Below are 15,356 nucleotides of genomic sequence, written 5' to 3' on the forward strand. Positions count from 1 at the left end.
GTTTTTATTGGTTTGGCTAAGCTTTCGATTTTATTTGTATGAAAGTACTCACCATATGTCTCGCAGAGCACGTGTCCTGATGCCGGGAGACCGAGCAAACATTAAATTTTTCAGGTGGGAACGTGGTCTGTCCCCATTTTTTTTGTCCTCATTTTTCCGATAGTTAGGAATGGTTATGAGCAGTGGCGGCACACTAATAGAGAGATTTGTCGATCAAGAGTTGGACGATAGCGTTCGTTCTATTTTGAAAGATGCCTTTGATGAACGGATGCGCTCAGAGGGCGTTCTGCTAAGGGAGTTCGAGTTTAATTGCTTTGACGTTGCTCTAGATTTTGAGAAAGGTATTGTCACCTTGCATGATGTTCTTTCCGCAGGAGGGAGTAGTTCTCTTGATTTAGCTATGAGTGATTTTATCTCTACTTGCGGTTTGAACGTCTCTTGTTAGCTGGGATAATGCGAGATAACGGGGACAGACTACGTTCCCTGTATAGCAAACGTGGTCTGCCCCCCAATTCCCTCCAGTGAGGCTTAGTCAATGAGTACGGTTGAGTTTCGCGTTGAGGATGGGAGACTTTTCATTGCTGGACAGTTGGTTGATCTTCCCTGTGCGGTTGGTGAAGTTGTGGAGTGTGGTGATTTTCTTGCGGTTAGGGTTGAACCAGCGATTGGTGTTATTTTTAATAGAAATGTATTTGCGATAGCAAGAAGTGGAAAAGTTCTTTGGCAAATTGCAGAAAGTCCTCATGGGACCGAGACGGACAAACCCTACGTCGTGATTTTTCGTGTTAAGGATGAGGGCTTGGTTGCGGCTAATTGGAATGGAGTTGACTATTTGGTAAATTTGGAGTGTGGCAGTATTTCTACAAAAACCTTTAATAAATAGAAAATAAGATAACGGGGGCAGACCACATTTTCTACACGTCTCGGGTGGAGTTTGGTTGCAAATTACTGGGGTGCTCTAAAATCCAAGGTAGTGCGCCATGAGTGAAATTATTTATCCTCGTCGTAAAGTTTTCCTGGCTTTTTTTCTTTGTCCGCTAATGCTTGGATTCATTGCTGGAATTATCAGAACAGTAACAGTGCTCACCGAGTTGGTGAGTAATCCAAAATTGCTGGGTTCGGTTAGGGGGGCTGAATTGCTGTTGATGCCGTTTTTGACCCCGCTTCTCATACAGTTGGCTTTCTTCCTGCCGTTTCTGGGTTACGCATTGGTGATTGTATTAATTAAAGTAAAGAAGACACTTCGTAATTGCATGGTTGTTTCCTTTTTTGGAAGTTGTGTAGCCGCGTCGTGGGTGTTTTTGTTTATTTCAAATGTGGTGCAAAACATCAAGGGGGCTCAGTATTCGGACTATGTTGTTGAATTACTGGTGCTGTTCGCCGCATCAATGGCTACCTGTTGGTTAACGGCCCATTTCTTTTTACCTGAGGGAAGTCGGGTTGAAGGTTAGAGGGGCTAACGGGGACAGACTACATTTCCTGTATAGAAAACGTGGTCTGTCCCCATTTTTCCTTGAAGCTATCGCTCAGAGGTTAGAAAGAAGTAATCAGAATGCTGTGGGGACAATAAATTTAATATCGGAAAAATCTGTGTGTCCTAGCTGTGCTGATATGATCAGGCGATTTTGCGATAGATATCCGAAACTTCAATTTAGTATATTTACAGTGGAGGATTAAAAGTGAAGGGTTGTCTTGAGTTTGATGATGTGGCTTCCTTGGTCCGGAGACTTTACAGTGATGCTATTGTAAACAAGAGGTTTCGGCCTGAGCAGGCGTTTGCGTATGTTCAGGATGAAACGGAAAGTATACATCGGGTTGACTCTCCTGGCATGAACGCGATTCTTCAAACTGCTATATATGTCGAAGGCGCCCGTCGTGGTCTTGAGTTGTCAAAGGATAGTCTGTACGCACAGGATATGCTGGAGGTTTTGTCCGATGTTTATCGAAAATGCACAGTTAAAGATTTAATAGAGGCTGGGGGAAGTGAGGAAAAACTGAAGCAGATTAAGTCAGAGATGGATTTTGTGATCGGTAAATTTTTAAATTAGAAAGAGATAACGGGGCGGGTCACATTTTTTGTGATGCCAAGTATAATTAGGATAGGCCACATTTTCTAAAGCATATTTTGATTGGCCGAAATGATAGAAAATAGAAAGGAGTTATATTTTACTTAGGTTGACTAAGCTTTCGGATTGACTTGTATGAAAGAGCTCGCCGTATGCCTCGCAGAGCAGGTATCTTGATGCCGGGAAACCGAGCAAACATTAAATTTTTCAGGTGGAAAACGTGGTCTGTCCCCATTTTTTCCTTGGTGTAAGTCCTCTTATCAGTCAAAAGATACGCGTTTATAAGGAAATCTATACGTCGTGAAGAAAATCACACTGCTACCACTGACCCTGGCTGTCGCATTGACCGGCTGCCATTCCAACGTCAGGGACTCTTCCCCCAGCCTGCTGAAAGACGGCATTCAACTGCGCCAGAACACGGTGACCGTAGATGCCCAGCACGCCAAGGTCATCATGAAAGCTACAGGCAGCACCCATCCTGTACAGTTTTCAGTCAAGCGTGCCGCCGATCCTGACCAGCGAATGGAGTTGCTTGGAACTGTAGTGGATTCGGGCCAGGGCAAGGTGTTCGGCTGGATAGCCAAACTCAACGAAGTGGCCAACAGTGCCACGGTCAAACGCTTCCCGCAGTTGGAAGCACAGGCCGATGCCGATAAGGCGTTTCAGGTGTCGGGATATTCGAATAGCAGGGTGGCAAGCGGCTTGTATAGCTGCGGTCCGCTGCAAAGTTCCTTCATCCCGGAAAGAGCCAAGGTTTACCTGGTTGAGTTCCAGTTTATTGGCTCCGATTGCGAACAGCATGTTTACGATGTCACCCAGCCTGATCAACGTATTCCCGTGGCGAGCGTACCTGCGGTGTGAAAGGGATTCATCTATTGCTCACGCGATAAAAAACGGGCGACCCAAAAGGTCGCCCGTTTTCATTGGCGGCGCCGTTTTTGCTGAGAACAGTGCCGTTCTCCTGGGACCTAAACGCGAGCCTACCGCGATCTGCTCCGCGTCAAACGACGTAAATTGACCCCGAAATTCTGCTGATCTAGTATGCGGCATCATTGCGCCATCATTCTGGATTCAGGGACCGAATATGCTGTCCAGAGCCATCACGGCAAGCCTTCTACTGGTATTGGCCGGTTGTACCAACATCAAAGTCGAGCCGGTCGCTCCTCAATACAAAATCTCCCAACTCTGCATCGAAGAGAACCCGAAAGTGGTGGTGGGCGATTTCGTCGATGGCCTGCAGACGCTGTTGCGCAAGCACAACATCGACAGTCGGCTTTACGCGACGCCCATTCCGGACAGTTGTGAGTATCGCCTGACTTACACCGCTATTCGTTCCTGGGACTTTTCCCCGTACTTGTCCGATGCCAATGTCCGGCTCTTCAAGGGCGATCAGCAGATCGGTTTCGGGCAATACCACCTGACGGGCGAGGGCGGTTTTGATCCGTCCCAAGTGGCGTCGGTCGAGGAAAAGATGGGGTCGGTGATCAACCAGTTACTGGGGCAAAACAAATGAGCGCAGCAATGAAAAGTATTCCGGCGTTGTTGCTCATGCTGTTGTTGGCCGGCTGCGGTCACACTAGCTCCAGCCAGCCTTATTTCGAGCCACCGGCGCCACCTCAGGGCAAGGCGTTGGTTTACATGATGCGGACCCAGGTCATTCAAGGCAGCTTTTATGACAGCGTGTTCAGCATCAATGACAGTGCGGTGGTGGGGCTTAATGACAAGACCTATTCCTGGGTGTTGGTGAGTCCGGGCCTGCACAAGGTATCGGCCGGGCCGCGTCCGCATCCCCGAAACGTATTTCTGACCCTCTCGGTCGAGCCAGGTAAAGAGTACTTCGTTGAATACACGCAGGAGTACGCGGCGGAGATGGTTCGGGTGCGGGATGCCAAGGACGGGAAAGCCATGGTGAAGGGGTATTCGTATATACCTGTGAAGTAGCCGATAGCGGTGTGTCAGTTGTATCGGCGTTGATTGTAAGTGAGTCATCGCGAGCAAGCTTGCTCCTACAGGAATTGCGGTGTTCGCGGACATTGTGTCCGGCCCTGACCGCTGAGGGAGCAAGCTGGTTCGCGAAGGTGTGGTCTACCCCCCATGGCAGCAGCTCGAATTCACCTTGTCTTCATACCTGTCGTGATGCCGTACCCATTCCATGATCTGCTCTTCGTTGCGCCCCTTGGGCGTCAGGTCGAGGTAGTTATAGGCGCCGACCAGCATGTCCAGGCCACGGGCATAAGTTGAATAGGTGTGAAAAATCTCGCCTGCTTCGTTGCGATAAAACACGCTGAGACCTGGGAGTTCTTCTTCGGCGCCGTCAGTTTTTTCGTAGTTGTAGGTGGCCTTTCCAGCAGCAACATCTTCAGCTCGGGCCGAGACGCCAAAGTCGTAGTTGAAGTCGCAACCTTCTGACGACACCCAATCGAATTTCCAGCCCATGCGTCGCTTGAACGCCTGGAATTCGGCGAACGGTGCGTGGGAAACCGCCACCACCGCCACGTCGTGATGCGCCAGATGCTGGTTGGCGCCGTCGATGTGGTCGGACAGGAATGAGCAACCAGGGCAGCCTTCGTCCCAGCCGTCGGCAAACATGAAGTGGTAGATGACCAGTTGGCTGCGACCGCCGAACAGGTCGGCCAGCTTCAATTCACCATTGGGGCCCTGGAAGTGATAGTCCTTGTCGATTTTCACCCAGGGCAGGGCGCGGCGTTCGGCGCTGAGTTTGTCCCGTTCCCGGGTGAAGGCTTTTTCGTGGGCCAGGTGTTGTTTGCGGGCGGTGAGCCATTCTTCTCGCGACACGACCGGATGGTTCTGAACGTTCATCGGGCTTTCTCCTGCGCAATGCTGGGCGGTGACTGACACAACCTTGTCGTTTGACCTATGCCAAATTCGACATACCGCCGGTCAGCGCCGTTAAAGAACTGCGCTGAACGGCGGCGAGCGCTGTCGGTCACAAGCTATGAAGGCCATCACACTCACAGGTTTTGGAGGTTGGACAGGATGACGACTTATAACTGGGATTTGATTGAACGCCTGCTGCACGAAGTGCAGAACGCAGCACCCAGCTTCACGCCACGGCCCTATGCCGAGCAGTACGCGGCGGAGAAAGCCACGGAGGGCGAAGAGCCTGAGAACCTGGATCACCTGAAAGCGGTGGCCGGCGAGTATGAAAAGTTACTGTTGGCGCGTGGCTACATCGAGCCTCGACCTGAAGAGCAGGGTGGAACCGGTTCGAATTACAGGCTGACGATGCGGGGTTCGAGGTTGTTGAGCCTGATCGACAGCAGCATTCCAGGCAATGATCATCCGCGGCAGGTGCTGGATGAGCAGGACGATGCCCTGGAAGAGGTGACGTTTGATGAGGTGGCGTCCCACGCGCAGATTGCCTGAAGAACTTCGATTACCAATGTGGGAGTGAGCCTGCTCGCGATGGCGGTGTGTCAGTCGACATCGATGTTGTCTGAAACACCGCCATCGCGAGCAGGCTCGCTCCCACATTGTTTTTGTGTTGTTCTTAGCTCTGTTGTGCTGCCTTAAGGCACTTCAAGTCGTTGAAGTCTATGCGCACCCCTTCGATTTTTTTCAGCAGCCGCTGGCGTTGAGCCGGTGTGCTTTCGGCCATCAAATCCACAAACAGGCTTCGTGCCTGAGCTTCGGTGTTGGCGTAGGCCTTGCGGTAATCGGCTGTCCATAAGCTCTCGCGATTCACCAGAAGCGTCTCGATGCGCTGTGGGAATCCTGGACTCTGACGCTGCGCAACCGCCGCACTGAACTGTTTCTGCCAATGCACGCGGTTGGCAATCCATTGCGTGTTCTGGTCGCCCAACGCATTTGACCAGGCTACGACCCGTTGTTGCTGGGTCGGGCTCAGCGGTCCGATCCAGCCATCCAGACGTTTTTCCATGCGCTCGCTACGTTCCTTGATCTGCTGAACGAGCGACGGTTTTACGTAGTCCTGCTGGCGTTTGCGCTGGTCCTTGGCAAAGGCTTCGTTCATTTCCGCGACTTGTTTGTCGTCCAGCCCCTGCAACAACTCGATGGCTGACGGGGTGATTTCCCGGGCGGTCTGGGCGATGGCTTGTTTGGCTTCCTGGGTGCGGGATTGCAGCGCGGCGTCGGTGACCTGATTGGTTTCGACCATCACCTGCAAACGGTCCAGCCAGTCGAGATAGCCTGGCAGTTGCGTGGTGCAGTGCCAGCTCAGGTGTTCCTTGAGGCGCTCGTTGAACCAGCCTTTCTGCTCGCCGTTCATGTCCAGGTAATCGCTGAGCGTCCACGGGATGATCACGTCGAGGTTGCGATAGGCCAGGCCCATGCGGCTGCAGGCACCGAGGGCAAGACTGAGGGTGATGACGACGGCGAGACACTTCAACCAGCGCGACATGGGCGAGTCCTTGCGAAAGCGTAGGTTCTCATGTGATCGCAGGATGAGCCTGCCAGTTCAGCCAATCAATAAAACGCGCGTTCAGCCTTTAAGGTGACCAGGCCATTGCACTGACTGTTGTGCCCGGAATAGGCGGAGCTACCGGCGAATGCTCGGCATCGAGGGCCGTTCGTCGATTTTTGAAATATTGATGGGGTTTGGCGGGGTGTTGCGGGGAGGGTTCCAGTCCAAGCGCTTCGAAGCTCAAAGCGCTTAGGGACCAGGTAACGCGGGTGTTATTTTTTGCCCAAGGTAATCTGCTTGGACGGGCCGAACGTCTGGCCGCTGACGCCTTTGGCAATTTGCTGGATCTCGCCGCCGGATTTGAGGAACGCAGCAATCTGATTGTTGATCGATTCGCTGGTTTCAACGGCTGGAGCTGGCTTTGCTTTGCTGGTGGATGCTTTTACGCGCATGGCGGCCATTAACCTGTAGAAAATTAACTTGGCCACGCATCGTACAGGAAATACTTGACAATTGCTTGGCAAATATCCCCCTGAAATACACATCACAAAAGCGCCATTAATCGCAAGTTATTATTCGAGTTATGTCCCTAAGCTGCTGTTTTAAATAAGAACATCGGTAGGGAAGAATGGATTTTTACCTGGCTGGAAGGGCGATGAATCGACAGGTCGGCCTGACGAGCGGCCAGACCCGCCTGTCAAACCCCAGGAAAATTAAGGCCCCCAGAGGATTTTCTCGCGCCACCGGGCCGGGCGCCGAACGCGGCCTGCAAAAACGGGTAGAATGCCGCCCACGCAATGAGGGTATTGGAAATGGCTTTAGTCGGGCGTTACAACAGTTTGCAAGTGGTTAAACACACTAACTTCGGTTTATATCTGGACGGTGGTGCGGACGGCGAAATCCTTCTGCCTAATCGTTATATTCCCAAAGATATTCCCAGCGAAGATGAAGACTGGCTCAACGTTTTTGTTTATCTGGACAGCGATGACAAACTCATCGCAACTACCGAAAAGCCGAAAGTTCAGGTCGGTGAATTCGCCAGTTTGAAAGTCGTTGAAGTCAACAGCATCGGCGTCTTCCTGGATTGGGGCTTGCCGAAGGATCTGTTGCTGCCGTTTTCCGAAGAAAAGCGTCAGATGACCGCGGGCGAATATGTCGTGGTGCATGTCTACCTCGACAAGCACACCCGTCGTATCACCGCGACCGCGCGTCTGGACCGTTACCTGGACAAGACCCCGGCCAACTACACCCCTGGCCAGGAAGTTGATCTGCTGGTTGCCGAAGCCACCGATATGGGCTTCAAGGCAATCATCAACAACAAGCACTGGGGCTTGATCCACAAGAACGAAATCTTCAAGTTCATGCGCGCCGGTAAAGAAGAGAAGGGCTTCATCAAAGAAGTCCGTGCCGACGGCAAGATCAGCCTGAGCCTGCAACCAGTGGGCGAAGAAGCCGCCACCAGCCTGAACTCGAAGATCCTCGCCAAGTTGCGCGACAACAACGGCGCGCTGCCGGTGAGCGACAAGAGCGATCCGGCGGTGATCACCAGCATGTTCGGTGTCAGCAAGGGCAACTTCAAGAAGGCCATCGGCGCGTTGTACAAGAATGGCCAGATCGTCATTCATGCCGATCGCATTGAACTGAAGTGACGTCGCGCAAGATGGCGTCCGTGGTGACTTGAAGGTCTCCCACAGGCTACTTTTTCTGGCCATCTGGTTAATAATCGACAGCATAAATATTTGCCCCGACCTTGAGTCGGGGCTTTGCTTTCTACTGTGAGTCACTGCCATGGATTGTATTGTCGAGGTGTTCCGGTGAGCGCCAGCCGGCGTAGCGCCGATGGGTTTGCCCTGCAAGTGATGGTCGGGTTGTGCCTGATCTGGGGCGTACAGCAAGTCATGATCAAGTGGGCGGCGCCGGACATCGCGCCGGTCATGCAGGCGGCCGGTCGGTCAGGCATTTCTGCGTTGCTTGTAGGATTGCTGATCTGCTGGAAGGGCGGTTGGGATCAGGTCAGCCATACGTGGCGCGGTGGATTACTGGCCGGCGCGCTGTTTGGACTGGAATTTTTCTTCATTTCCGAAGGCTTGCAGCTGACCACGGCCGCACACATGTCGGTGTTCCTTTACACGGCGCCGATCTTCACCGCGTTGGGCGTGCACTGGCTGTTGCCGAGTGAGCGTTTAAGACCGGTGCAATGGTTGGGGATTTTTCTGGCGTTTGTCGGGATTGCCATCGCGTTTGCCGGCGGGGTGTCCTGGGACAACCTCGATCACCGCATGTTGATGGGCGATGCGCTGGGCGTATTGGCCGGTGCCTCCTGGGGGGCTACCACGGTCGTGGTGCGGGCCTCGCGCCTGTCGGAAGCGCCAGTGACGCTCACGTTGTTCTATCAGTTGATTGTCGGTTTCGTCGGCCTGCTGCTGATCGCGATGCTCAGCGGCCAGGTTACCCACGTCAGTCTGACCACCGTGGCCGTGGCCAGCGTGTTGTTCCAGGGGCTGGTGGTCTCGTTTTTCAGTTACCTGACGTGGTTTTGGCTGTTGCGCCGGTATCTGGCGGCGAACCTCGCGGTGTTTTCGTTCATGACGCCGTTGTTCGGTGTCACGTTCGGTGTGGTGTTGCTGGGTGAGGCGCTGAGTCTCAACTTTGTCATCGGTGCCGTGCTGGTGCTGCTCGGCATTACGTTTGTCAGCGCTGAGCAGTGGGTGCGCCGTCGTTTGCGCAAAGCCCTTGGCCAGCAGTGACCGGTCAACCCAGGGTGTCGATCCAGGCCCAGGCGATTGCCTGAGCTAATGGTCAGGTATTTTGATCAATTCAGTAACAGATCATTGCGGATTTTGCCGAGCATTTCGTAGGACTTCGGACTATTATCAGTGCGAAGGGGCTACAGAATTTCAGCCGCTCGGCACTACCCTGAAGGGGGCACCATGAAAGAGAAAATTCAAAACTGGCTGCATGACCTGGGTGTCGCACTCGGTTTGATCGAACCGCCTCTGCAACCTGTGCCTATTCGCACTGACGATGAACAGCGTCGACGCCAGCAGCGTCGTCGGTAACGTCAAGGTCTGGAACACCGCAGCCGTGTTGTAGCAGCTGTCGACGGCTGCATTCGGCTGCGTAGCAGGTGTAAATTCAAAAGTCGGGCGAAATCAGTGTCGCCCGATCTCCATCAAAAACCGACTCAGATCATTCGCCGTCCTGGCGATTTTGAGCATCCGCTCTTCTTCGGCGCTAAATGCCTGTTGTTTTCCCTGGTGTCGAGTACAGCAGGCTTCAGCCATGCGAGCGCTGCCACTCATCAATCATCGTGCGCAGATGTTCCCCGGAAAAACTGCCGAAATGCCCGCCATGCACGGTGCGGATCGGCAACTCACGCAAGCGCTGCAGACTGCGCGCGTAGTCGTTGAGGTTGGAATGGTAAGCGTCTTCGATCAGCGGCCCGTCGTAGATGATGTCGCCGCTGAACAGGGTTTCGGTCGCCGCTTCATACAGGCTGATGCCGCCCGGTGAATGTCCTGGCGTGTGCAGCACCTGCAATACGCGATTGCCCAGATCCAGCACGTCACCTTCCTCGATCATTCCCGTGGCCGGCGCGGCTTTGACCCGGTACTCGGCGTAGCACAGCGGGCAATCAGGATGCGCCTCGAACATATCGTCGCCGACGAATGCCCGGCTCAAATCGTTTTCGCCGTCAGGTGCCGCCAGGATGTCGGCCTCGGCCGGATGCACCAGGCGTTCGGCAAATTCGTGATGGCCGGCGATGTGGTCGAAATGGCAATGACTGGCCACCGCCACCAATGGCCGTTCGGTAATCCACGGCAGTTGCTCGCGCAGGCTCACCAAACCGGAGCCGCTGTCCAGCAGCAGGTCCTTTTCACGGCCCTGAATGTGCCAGAGGTTGCAGCGGTAGAAGGGACGGATGTAAGGCTCGTGAATCAGACGGATGCCGTCGCTGAGTTGCTTGACCTCGAACCACTGATCGCGAGAAACAATCTTCATCAAAGGTTTTCTCCAGACGAAAAAAAACGGGTGTGGCAACCGACGCCACACCCGTCGAAGAAAGCATCAAGTCGTTATAGAAAGCTTAGATGGCGTTCGCCACCGCAGCCGGGCGGCGAGACATCAGGCTCACCACAATGAAGCTCACCAGACCTGCGAGCAGGCTGTAGTAGATCGGGGTGTTGGCATCCAGACCGTCCTTGACCATGAACAGCAGAGCGGTTGCGAAGCCCAGGCCCATGCTGGCGATGGCGCCGGCGGTAGTGGCGCGTTTCCAGAAAATCGCACCCATCAGCGGGATCAGCATGCCGCCGACCAACAGGTTGTAGGCCAGGGTCAGGGCGCTGATCACATCGTTCACCACCAGGGCGATACCCAGCACGACAATACCGGTCAGCAGCGTCACCAGGCGGTTCAGGCTCAGGCTCGACTGTTTACCGCCACGCAGTTTAGGTAGCAGGTCTTCGCTCAGAGTAGTGGCGGCAGCCAACAGGCCTGCGCTGGCGGTGGACATCATGGCAGCCAGTGCAGCGGCGATGACCAGGCCACGGATACCGTCAGGCAGCGACAGTTTGACGATGGCGGCGAAAGCGTTGTTGACGTTGTCCAGATCCGGGATCAGTACGTGAGCGGCCATGCCGATCAGGGCGCACGCCAGACCGTAGATGATGCAGTAGAGGCCTGCGGCAGTACCGGCGTATTGCGCGACCTTGGCGGTCTTGACGGTGAACACCCGTTGCCAGATGTCCTGACCGATCAGGATGCCGAAGAAGTAGATCACGAAGTAGGTGATGATGGTGTCCCAGCCGATGGTGGTGAAGCTGAAGCTCGCCTCCGGCAGTTTGGCCACCAACTGATCCCAGCCGCCGACGCGGTACAGGCAGATCGGCAACAGGATGAACATCAGGCCAACGGTCTTGATGACGAACTGGACGATGTCGGTCAGGGTCAGGGACCACATGCCGCCGATCGCCGAATAAATCACCACCACGCCACCGCCGACCAATACCGACAGCCAGAACGGCAGGTCGAACAGCACTTGCAGCACGGTGCCGATGGCCAGGATCGAAACCACGCCGATCATCAGTGCATACGCCAGCATGATCACCGCGCTCGCGGAGCGGGCCATCGGGTTGTAGCGTTTTTCCAGCACCTGGGTAACGGTGTAGATTTTCAGTTTCAGCAGCGGTTTGGCGAGGAACAGGTTCAGCGCCACGATCCCGCAACCGAGGGCCGCGCAGAGCCAGAAACCGGAAATGCCATGGACGTAGCCCAGGCGCACGGTGCCGACGGTAGATGCGCCGCCCAGAACGGTAGCGGCCATGGTGCCCATGTACAGGCTTGGGCCGAGGTTACGACCGGCGACCAAAAAGTCTTCGTTGGTCTTGGCCTTGCGCATGCCGTAGTAGCCGAGTATCAGCATCGCGGCGGCGTAGATGAGTACGACGAATAAATCCAATGCCATGATGGCGTGTCTCCGATTGTCTTTTTTATGGTGAGGCGAAAATCAATCCCTGTGGAAAAACCATCTCTGTAGGAGCGAGGCTTGCCCGCGAATGGAGCGCCGCGGACAGTCAGGCAGACCGCGTCATCGTTCTTCGCGGGCAAGCCTCGCTCCTACAGGTAATGCGTTTGCCACAGGTAATGCGTTTAATCAGGCGGCTTGTCGCAACGCCGGTTTACCGAGCGAATCCGTGCTCTTGCTGCGTGGATCATTCGGGCCGAACACCGCAGCCGATTCCGGGAACAGGCTCAGCAGCGCCAGGTACACCAGCGACGCCAGGCCGAGGGTTACCGGCAGGCTGATGTCGATGCCATCCGCCAGGTTCCCCAGTACACCCACGAATTGCCCCGGCAGGTTCACAAAGCACAAACCGACCAATGCACTCGGGATCCAGGCACCCAGCCCACGCCAGTTCCAGCCGTGGGTGAACCAGTAACGACCGCCTTTCTCGCCGCGGGTGAACACTTGCAGGTCATCCGGGCAATAGAAGCCGCGGCGCACCAGCAGGCCGATGATCATGATCACCATCCACGGAGTGGTGCAGGTGATGATCAGCACGGCGAAGGTCGACACGCTCTGCACCAGGTTTGCCGCAAAGCGTCCGATGAAGATAAAGGCAATCGACATCACACCGATCAACAGGGTGGCCTTGACCCGCGACAGCACACGCGGGAACACGCTGGACATGTCCAGCCCGGTGCCATACAGCGAGGTGGTGCCGGTGGACATGCCGCCGATCACCGCAATCAGGCACACCGGCAGGAAGAACCAGCTCGGCGAGACGGCCAGCAGGCCGCCGACGTAGTTGTTCGCGGCGATGTAGTCCGGCGCCTTGATCGCTACGATAGTGGCGGTGGCGAGGCCGAACAGGAACGGGATGAACGTTGCGATCTGCGAGATCACCACCGCGGCCATGATCCGGCGCTTGGAGGTTTCACGCGGGATGTAACGCGACCAGTCGCCGAGGAACGCGCCGAAGGAAATCGGATTGCTCATCGCCACCAGCGCAGCGCCGATGAAGGCAGCCCAGAAACCCGGTTGGCCCATGCTCACGGTGCCGGCGTAGTTCACATCGAAAGGACCGGCGAAAGCGAAGATGCCCAGCAGGAACAGCAGGCTGGCGCTCCACACCGCGATCTTGTTGACCCACAGCAGGAAACGGAAGCCGTAGATGCAAACTGTCAGCACCAGGATCGCGAACAGACCGTAGGCCAGGCCCAGGGTCAGGTCGGTTTCCGGCAGGCCGATCAGGCGTTTTGCGCCACCGATCAGCGCATCACCCGAACTCCACACCGAGAGCGAGAAGAAGGCGATAGCGGTCAACAGCGACAGGAACGAACCGACGATCCGCCCGTGCACGCCGAAGTGCGCACCGGAAGACACGGCGTTGTTGGTGCCATTGATCGGGCCGAACAGGCCCATCGGCGCGAGGATCAGCGAGCCCAGCAACACGCCCAGCACAATCGCCCAGACGCCCGCCTGGAATGACAGGCCGAACAGCACCGGGAAACTGCCGAGCACGGCGGTGGCAAAGGTATTGGAACCGCCGAAGATCATCCGGAACAAGTCCGTCGGGCCTGCGGTGCGTTCGTTGTCCGGGATCTGTTCGACCCCGTAGGTTTCAATGTGCGTAAGGCTTTGGTCGTTGTTGTTGTTATTCATGATCTGCTCCGATCATAAAGGCGCGCTCATCGTGTGTGAGCGTCACCTGTTTGGCTAAGGGGTTGGCAGCCCTTCCGGCATTGCGGACAAATGTTCGTGGCAGGCCAGCCATAGGCCTTGTTGTTCTTGGCCAGACGCTTGTTTCTTGAAAACAATCGTCTCGCGCTCCTGGCTGAAGTGTTGCTCCCCTTGCATGCGCAGCTCGGTGGCCACGTCATGGATGAAAATCGCGACGTCACCCTGCAGGCTGACGAAAGCGTTGCTCGAGGTGCACGACAGCACCTCGAAGCCATCCTCGGCACGCCAGGTGTCCCACAACGCCTGATAGGCATCGCGCGACAGCAGAGGCTGCTCGAGGGTGTAGAAAACGAAGCTGGCGTCAAAGCTGAAGGCGCCGAAGTAGGCTTCGCGATCGTTACGGGCAAAGGCTGCCACCAGATCGGCGGCAGCGTGCAGAACCTGATCACGCTCGTTCATGATCAATCCTCAGCGGTGGGCCACGCCAGGCAGTACGCAGAGCATTTCGTACAGCAGGTTGGCGCCCAGCAGCGAGGTGTTGCCGGTGGTGTCATAAGCGGGCGAGACTTCTACCAGGTCGCAACCGACCAGGTCGAGACCTTGGCAGCCACGAACGATCTCGATTGCCTGAATGGTGGTCAGGCCGCCGATTTCCGGAGTGCCGGTGCCAGGTGCCCAGGCCGGGTCGATACCGTCGATATCGAAGCTCAGGTACACCGGACCGCCGCCGACTTTCTCGCGAACTTCGGCCATCAGGGGGGCCAGGGATTTGTGCCAGCATTCTTCGGCCTGAACCACACGGAAGCCCTGATTGCGGCTCCAGTTGAAGTCATCGGCGGTGTAGCCCTGAGCGCGCAGGCCAATTTGCACTACACGGTCGCAATCCAGAAGACCTTCTTCGACGGCGCGACGGAAGGTGGTGCCGTGGGCGATTTTCTCGCCGAACATGTGATCGTTCACATCGGCGTGAGCGTCGATGTGCACCAGGCCGACCTTGCCGTGCTTTTTGTGGATGGCACGCAGGATCGGCAGGGTGATGGTGTGGTCGCCGCCGAGGGTCAGGGGGATCACATCGTGTTCAAGGATGTTGTCGTAGGACTCTTCGATGATCCGCACGGCGTCGAGCAGGTTGAAGGTGTTGATCGCGATGTCGCCGATGTCGGCAACCGACAGCGAGTCGAACGGTGCTGCGCCGGTGGCCATGTTGTACGGGCGGATCATGACCGATTCGGCGCGGATTTCACGCGGCCCGAAACGGGTGCCAGGGCGCAGGGAAGTACCGATGTCCAGTGGGATGCCGATAAAGGCAGCGTCCAGGCCGGCAGCGGTAGGTACATGGGGGAGTCGGAGCATGGTGGCGATGCCGCCGAAGCGCGGCATTTCGTTGCCGCCCAGTGGTTGGTGAAGAATCTTGTCCACGGGTAGGGCCTCATCGTCGTTGTTTTATTTATGTCGGTTGCACCGCACCGGGGAGGCTCGGGCACCGTTAGGGGCCGATTCTGCGAAATGTAGTGGCCGGGAAGAATCGCTACGGACAAATACTTAGTTCAGATTTTTCTAAACTAATGGCGGGAGGGGGGATAGACTTCCCGGCTTGAGGGATGGGTTGTCCATGCAACCGAATCGCCGGCAAGCCGGCTCCTACAGGTTGAGCATAATCGTCAATGCTGCACGACCCTGTAGGAGCCAGCTTGCTGGCGATCGGTTGCGCAGCAACCGC

20 protein-coding genes and 1 pseudogene are annotated in these 15,356 nt (G+C 55.7%); 12 read left to right on the forward strand and 9 right to left on the reverse strand.

Going from position 1 to position 15,356, the window contains the following annotated elements; all coding sequences use genetic code 11:
• The first annotated feature begins 175 nt into the window (after nt 1–175).
• The 8 genes from KGB25_RS12410 to KGB25_RS12445 all read left to right on the forward strand — a co-directional run bounded on the left by KGB25_RS12410 (nt 176) and on the right by KGB25_RS12445 (nt 4,007).
• On the forward strand, nt 176–445 hold the full coding sequence (locus KGB25_RS12410; protein ID WP_223435070.1) for a hypothetical protein: 270 nt from the start codon (nt 176–178) through the stop codon (nt 443–445).
• Nucleotides 446–535: 90 nt separating this feature from the next.
• Entirely contained in the window at nt 536–883 is a 348-nt protein-coding gene (locus KGB25_RS12415; RefSeq protein WP_223435071.1) for a hypothetical protein, read from the forward strand.
• Nucleotides 884–980: 97 nt separating this feature from the next.
• Complete coding sequence (locus KGB25_RS12420; RefSeq protein WP_008040980.1) at nt 981–1,451, forward strand: hypothetical protein; 471 nt, start codon at nt 981–983, stop codon at nt 1,449–1,451.
• Nucleotides 1,441–1,677, forward strand: a complete 237-nt coding sequence (locus KGB25_RS30570) for a deaminase domain-containing protein (RefSeq protein ID WP_157222781.1) — start codon at nt 1,441–1,443, stop codon at nt 1,675–1,677. The genes KGB25_RS12420 and KGB25_RS30570 overlap by 11 nt, the downstream gene beginning before the upstream one ends.
• A 152-nt stretch (nt 1,678–1,829) precedes the next feature.
• On the forward strand, nt 1,830–2,048 hold the full coding sequence (locus tag KGB25_RS12430; protein ID WP_157222780.1) for a hypothetical protein: 219 nt from the start codon (nt 1,830–1,832) through the stop codon (nt 2,046–2,048).
• A gap of 318 nt (nt 2,049–2,366) precedes the next feature.
• Nucleotides 2,367–2,927, forward strand: a complete 561-nt coding sequence (locus KGB25_RS12435) for a hypothetical protein (protein ID WP_223435072.1) — start codon at nt 2,367–2,369, stop codon at nt 2,925–2,927.
• Between the two features lie 223 nt (nt 2,928–3,150).
• Nucleotides 3,151–3,579, forward strand: coding sequence for an Sbal_3080 family lipoprotein (locus KGB25_RS12440; RefSeq protein ID WP_223435073.1), 429 nt, complete (start codon nt 3,151–3,153; stop codon nt 3,577–3,579).
• Nucleotides 3,580–3,587: 8 nt separating this feature from the next.
• Nucleotides 3,588–4,007, forward strand: coding sequence for a DUF2846 domain-containing protein (locus tag KGB25_RS12445; protein WP_008040975.1), 420 nt, complete (start codon nt 3,588–3,590; stop codon nt 4,005–4,007).
• 144 nt (nt 4,008–4,151) lie between these two features.
• Here the strand turns inward: KGB25_RS12445 and KGB25_RS12450 are convergent, their stop codons facing one another.
• Nucleotides 4,152–4,886 (reverse strand): DUF899 domain-containing protein, encoded by a 735-nt coding sequence (locus tag KGB25_RS12450; RefSeq protein WP_223435074.1) that lies wholly within the window; start codon nt 4,884–4,886, stop codon nt 4,152–4,154.
• 177 nt (nt 4,887–5,063) lie between these two features.
• On the opposite strand from KGB25_RS12450, the gene KGB25_RS12455 reads away from it, so the two are divergent.
• Entirely contained in the window at nt 5,064–5,453 is a 390-nt protein-coding gene (locus tag KGB25_RS12455) for a transcriptional regulator (protein WP_223435075.1), read from the forward strand.
• 124 nt (nt 5,454–5,577) lie between these two features.
• Here KGB25_RS12455 and KGB25_RS12460 read toward each other — a convergent pair whose 3' ends face one another.
• A complete protein-coding gene (locus tag KGB25_RS12460) occupies nt 5,578–6,447 on the reverse strand; it encodes a DUF6279 family lipoprotein (RefSeq protein ID WP_223435076.1) in 870 nt (289 codons plus the stop codon).
• Nucleotides 6,448–6,722: 275 nt separating this feature from the next.
• Nucleotides 6,723–6,911, reverse strand: a complete 189-nt coding sequence (locus KGB25_RS12465; protein WP_028621608.1) for a hypothetical protein — start codon at nt 6,909–6,911, stop codon at nt 6,723–6,725.
• A 351-nt stretch (nt 6,912–7,262) separates the two neighbouring features.
• On the opposite strand from KGB25_RS12465, the gene KGB25_RS12470 reads away from it, so the two are divergent.
• The 3 genes from KGB25_RS12470 (at nt 7,263) to KGB25_RS30390 (ending at nt 9,509) form a co-directional block, all read left to right on the forward strand.
• Nucleotides 7,263–8,099 (forward strand): S1 RNA-binding domain-containing protein, encoded by an 837-nt coding sequence (locus KGB25_RS12470; protein WP_192225978.1) that lies wholly within the window; start codon nt 7,263–7,265, stop codon nt 8,097–8,099.
• 165 nt (nt 8,100–8,264) lie between these two features.
• Nucleotides 8,265–9,197, forward strand: a complete 933-nt coding sequence (locus tag KGB25_RS12475; protein ID WP_223435077.1) for a DMT family transporter — start codon at nt 8,265–8,267, stop codon at nt 9,195–9,197.
• Between the two features lie 183 nt (nt 9,198–9,380).
• A complete protein-coding gene (locus KGB25_RS30390) occupies nt 9,381–9,509 on the forward strand; it encodes a PA1414 family protein (RefSeq protein WP_007914492.1) in 129 nt (42 codons plus the stop codon).
• Between the two features lie 93 nt (nt 9,510–9,602).
• Here KGB25_RS30390 and KGB25_RS12480 read toward each other — a convergent pair.
• The 6 genes and pseudogenes from KGB25_RS12480 to speB all read right to left on the reverse strand — a co-directional run.
• Nucleotides 9,603–9,692 (reverse strand): annotated as a pseudogene (locus KGB25_RS12480) (acyl carrier protein); the annotation flags it as partial.
• A 34-nt stretch (nt 9,693–9,726) separates the two neighbouring features.
• Complete coding sequence (locus KGB25_RS12485; protein ID WP_223435078.1) at nt 9,727–10,452, reverse strand: MBL fold metallo-hydrolase; 726 nt, start codon at nt 10,450–10,452, stop codon at nt 9,727–9,729.
• An 85-nt stretch (nt 10,453–10,537) separates the two neighbouring features.
• A complete protein-coding gene (locus KGB25_RS12490) occupies nt 10,538–11,917 on the reverse strand; it encodes a sodium:solute symporter (protein WP_008034261.1) in 1,380 nt (459 codons plus the stop codon).
• A gap of 189 nt (nt 11,918–12,106) precedes the next feature.
• Nucleotides 12,107–13,618: a purine-cytosine permease family protein gene (locus KGB25_RS12495; RefSeq protein ID WP_008034259.1), complete on the reverse strand. Its 1,512-nt coding sequence runs from the start codon at nt 13,616–13,618 to the stop codon at nt 12,107–12,109.
• Between the two features lie 54 nt (nt 13,619–13,672).
• Nucleotides 13,673–14,095 (reverse strand): YybH family protein, encoded by a 423-nt coding sequence (locus KGB25_RS12500; protein WP_008034257.1) that lies wholly within the window; start codon nt 14,093–14,095, stop codon nt 13,673–13,675.
• Nucleotides 14,096–14,104: 9 nt separating this feature from the next.
• Nucleotides 14,105–15,055, reverse strand: coding sequence for an agmatinase (gene speB / locus KGB25_RS12505; RefSeq protein WP_008034256.1), 951 nt, complete (start codon nt 15,053–15,055; stop codon nt 14,105–14,107).
• Between the last annotated feature and the right edge of the window lie 301 nt (nt 15,056–15,356).

Source organism: Pseudomonas sp. BF-RE-21 (assembly GCF_019947305.1).
In the GTDB taxonomy this organism is placed as follows: Bacteria; Pseudomonadota; Gammaproteobacteria; order Pseudomonadales; family Pseudomonadaceae; genus Aquipseudomonas; species Aquipseudomonas migulae.

Bases quoted from the DNA above. Each gene is read 5' to 3' on its own strand.
- KGB25_RS12465 (WP_028621608.1), bottom strand. From the start codon at position 6,911: ATGGCCGCCATGCGCGTAAAAGCATCCACCAGCAAAGCAAAGCCAGCT.
- KGB25_RS12415 (WP_223435071.1), top strand. From the start codon at position 536: ATGAGTACGGTTGAGTTTCGCGTTGAGGATGGGAGACTTTTCATTGCT.
- KGB25_RS12470 (WP_192225978.1), top strand. From the start codon at position 7,263: ATGGCTTTAGTCGGGCGTTACAACAGTTTGCAAGTGGTTAAACACACT.
- KGB25_RS12495 (WP_008034259.1), bottom strand. From the start codon at position 13,618: ATGAATAACAACAACAACGACCAAAGCCTTACGCACATTGAAACCTAC.
- KGB25_RS12450 (WP_223435074.1), bottom strand. From the start codon at position 4,886: ATGAACGTTCAGAACCATCCGGTCGTGTCGCGAGAAGAATGGCTCACC.
- KGB25_RS12460 (WP_223435076.1), bottom strand. From the start codon at position 6,447: ATGTCGCGCTGGTTGAAGTGTCTCGCCGTCGTCATCACCCTCAGTCTT.
- KGB25_RS12455 (WP_223435075.1), top strand. From the start codon at position 5,064: ATGACGACTTATAACTGGGATTTGATTGAACGCCTGCTGCACGAAGTG.
- KGB25_RS12430 (WP_157222780.1), top strand. From the start codon at position 1,830: ATGAACGCGATTCTTCAAACTGCTATATATGTCGAAGGCGCCCGTCGT.
- KGB25_RS12490 (WP_008034261.1), bottom strand. From the start codon at position 11,917: ATGGCATTGGATTTATTCGTCGTACTCATCTACGCCGCCGCGATGCTG.
- KGB25_RS30390 (WP_007914492.1), top strand. From the start codon at position 9,381: ATGAAAGAGAAAATTCAAAACTGGCTGCATGACCTGGGTGTCGCACTC.
- KGB25_RS12445 (WP_008040975.1), top strand. From the start codon at position 3,588: ATGAAAAGTATTCCGGCGTTGTTGCTCATGCTGTTGTTGGCCGGCTGC.
- KGB25_RS12485 (WP_223435078.1), bottom strand. From the start codon at position 10,452: ATGAAGATTGTTTCTCGCGATCAGTGGTTCGAGGTCAAGCAACTCAGC.
- KGB25_RS12500 (WP_008034257.1), bottom strand. From the start codon at position 14,095: ATGAACGAGCGTGATCAGGTTCTGCACGCTGCCGCCGATCTGGTGGCA.
- KGB25_RS12410 (WP_223435070.1), top strand. From the start codon at position 176: ATGAGCAGTGGCGGCACACTAATAGAGAGATTTGTCGATCAAGAGTTG.
- KGB25_RS12440 (WP_223435073.1), top strand. From the start codon at position 3,151: ATGCTGTCCAGAGCCATCACGGCAAGCCTTCTACTGGTATTGGCCGGT.
- KGB25_RS12420 (WP_008040980.1), top strand. From the start codon at position 981: ATGAGTGAAATTATTTATCCTCGTCGTAAAGTTTTCCTGGCTTTTTTT.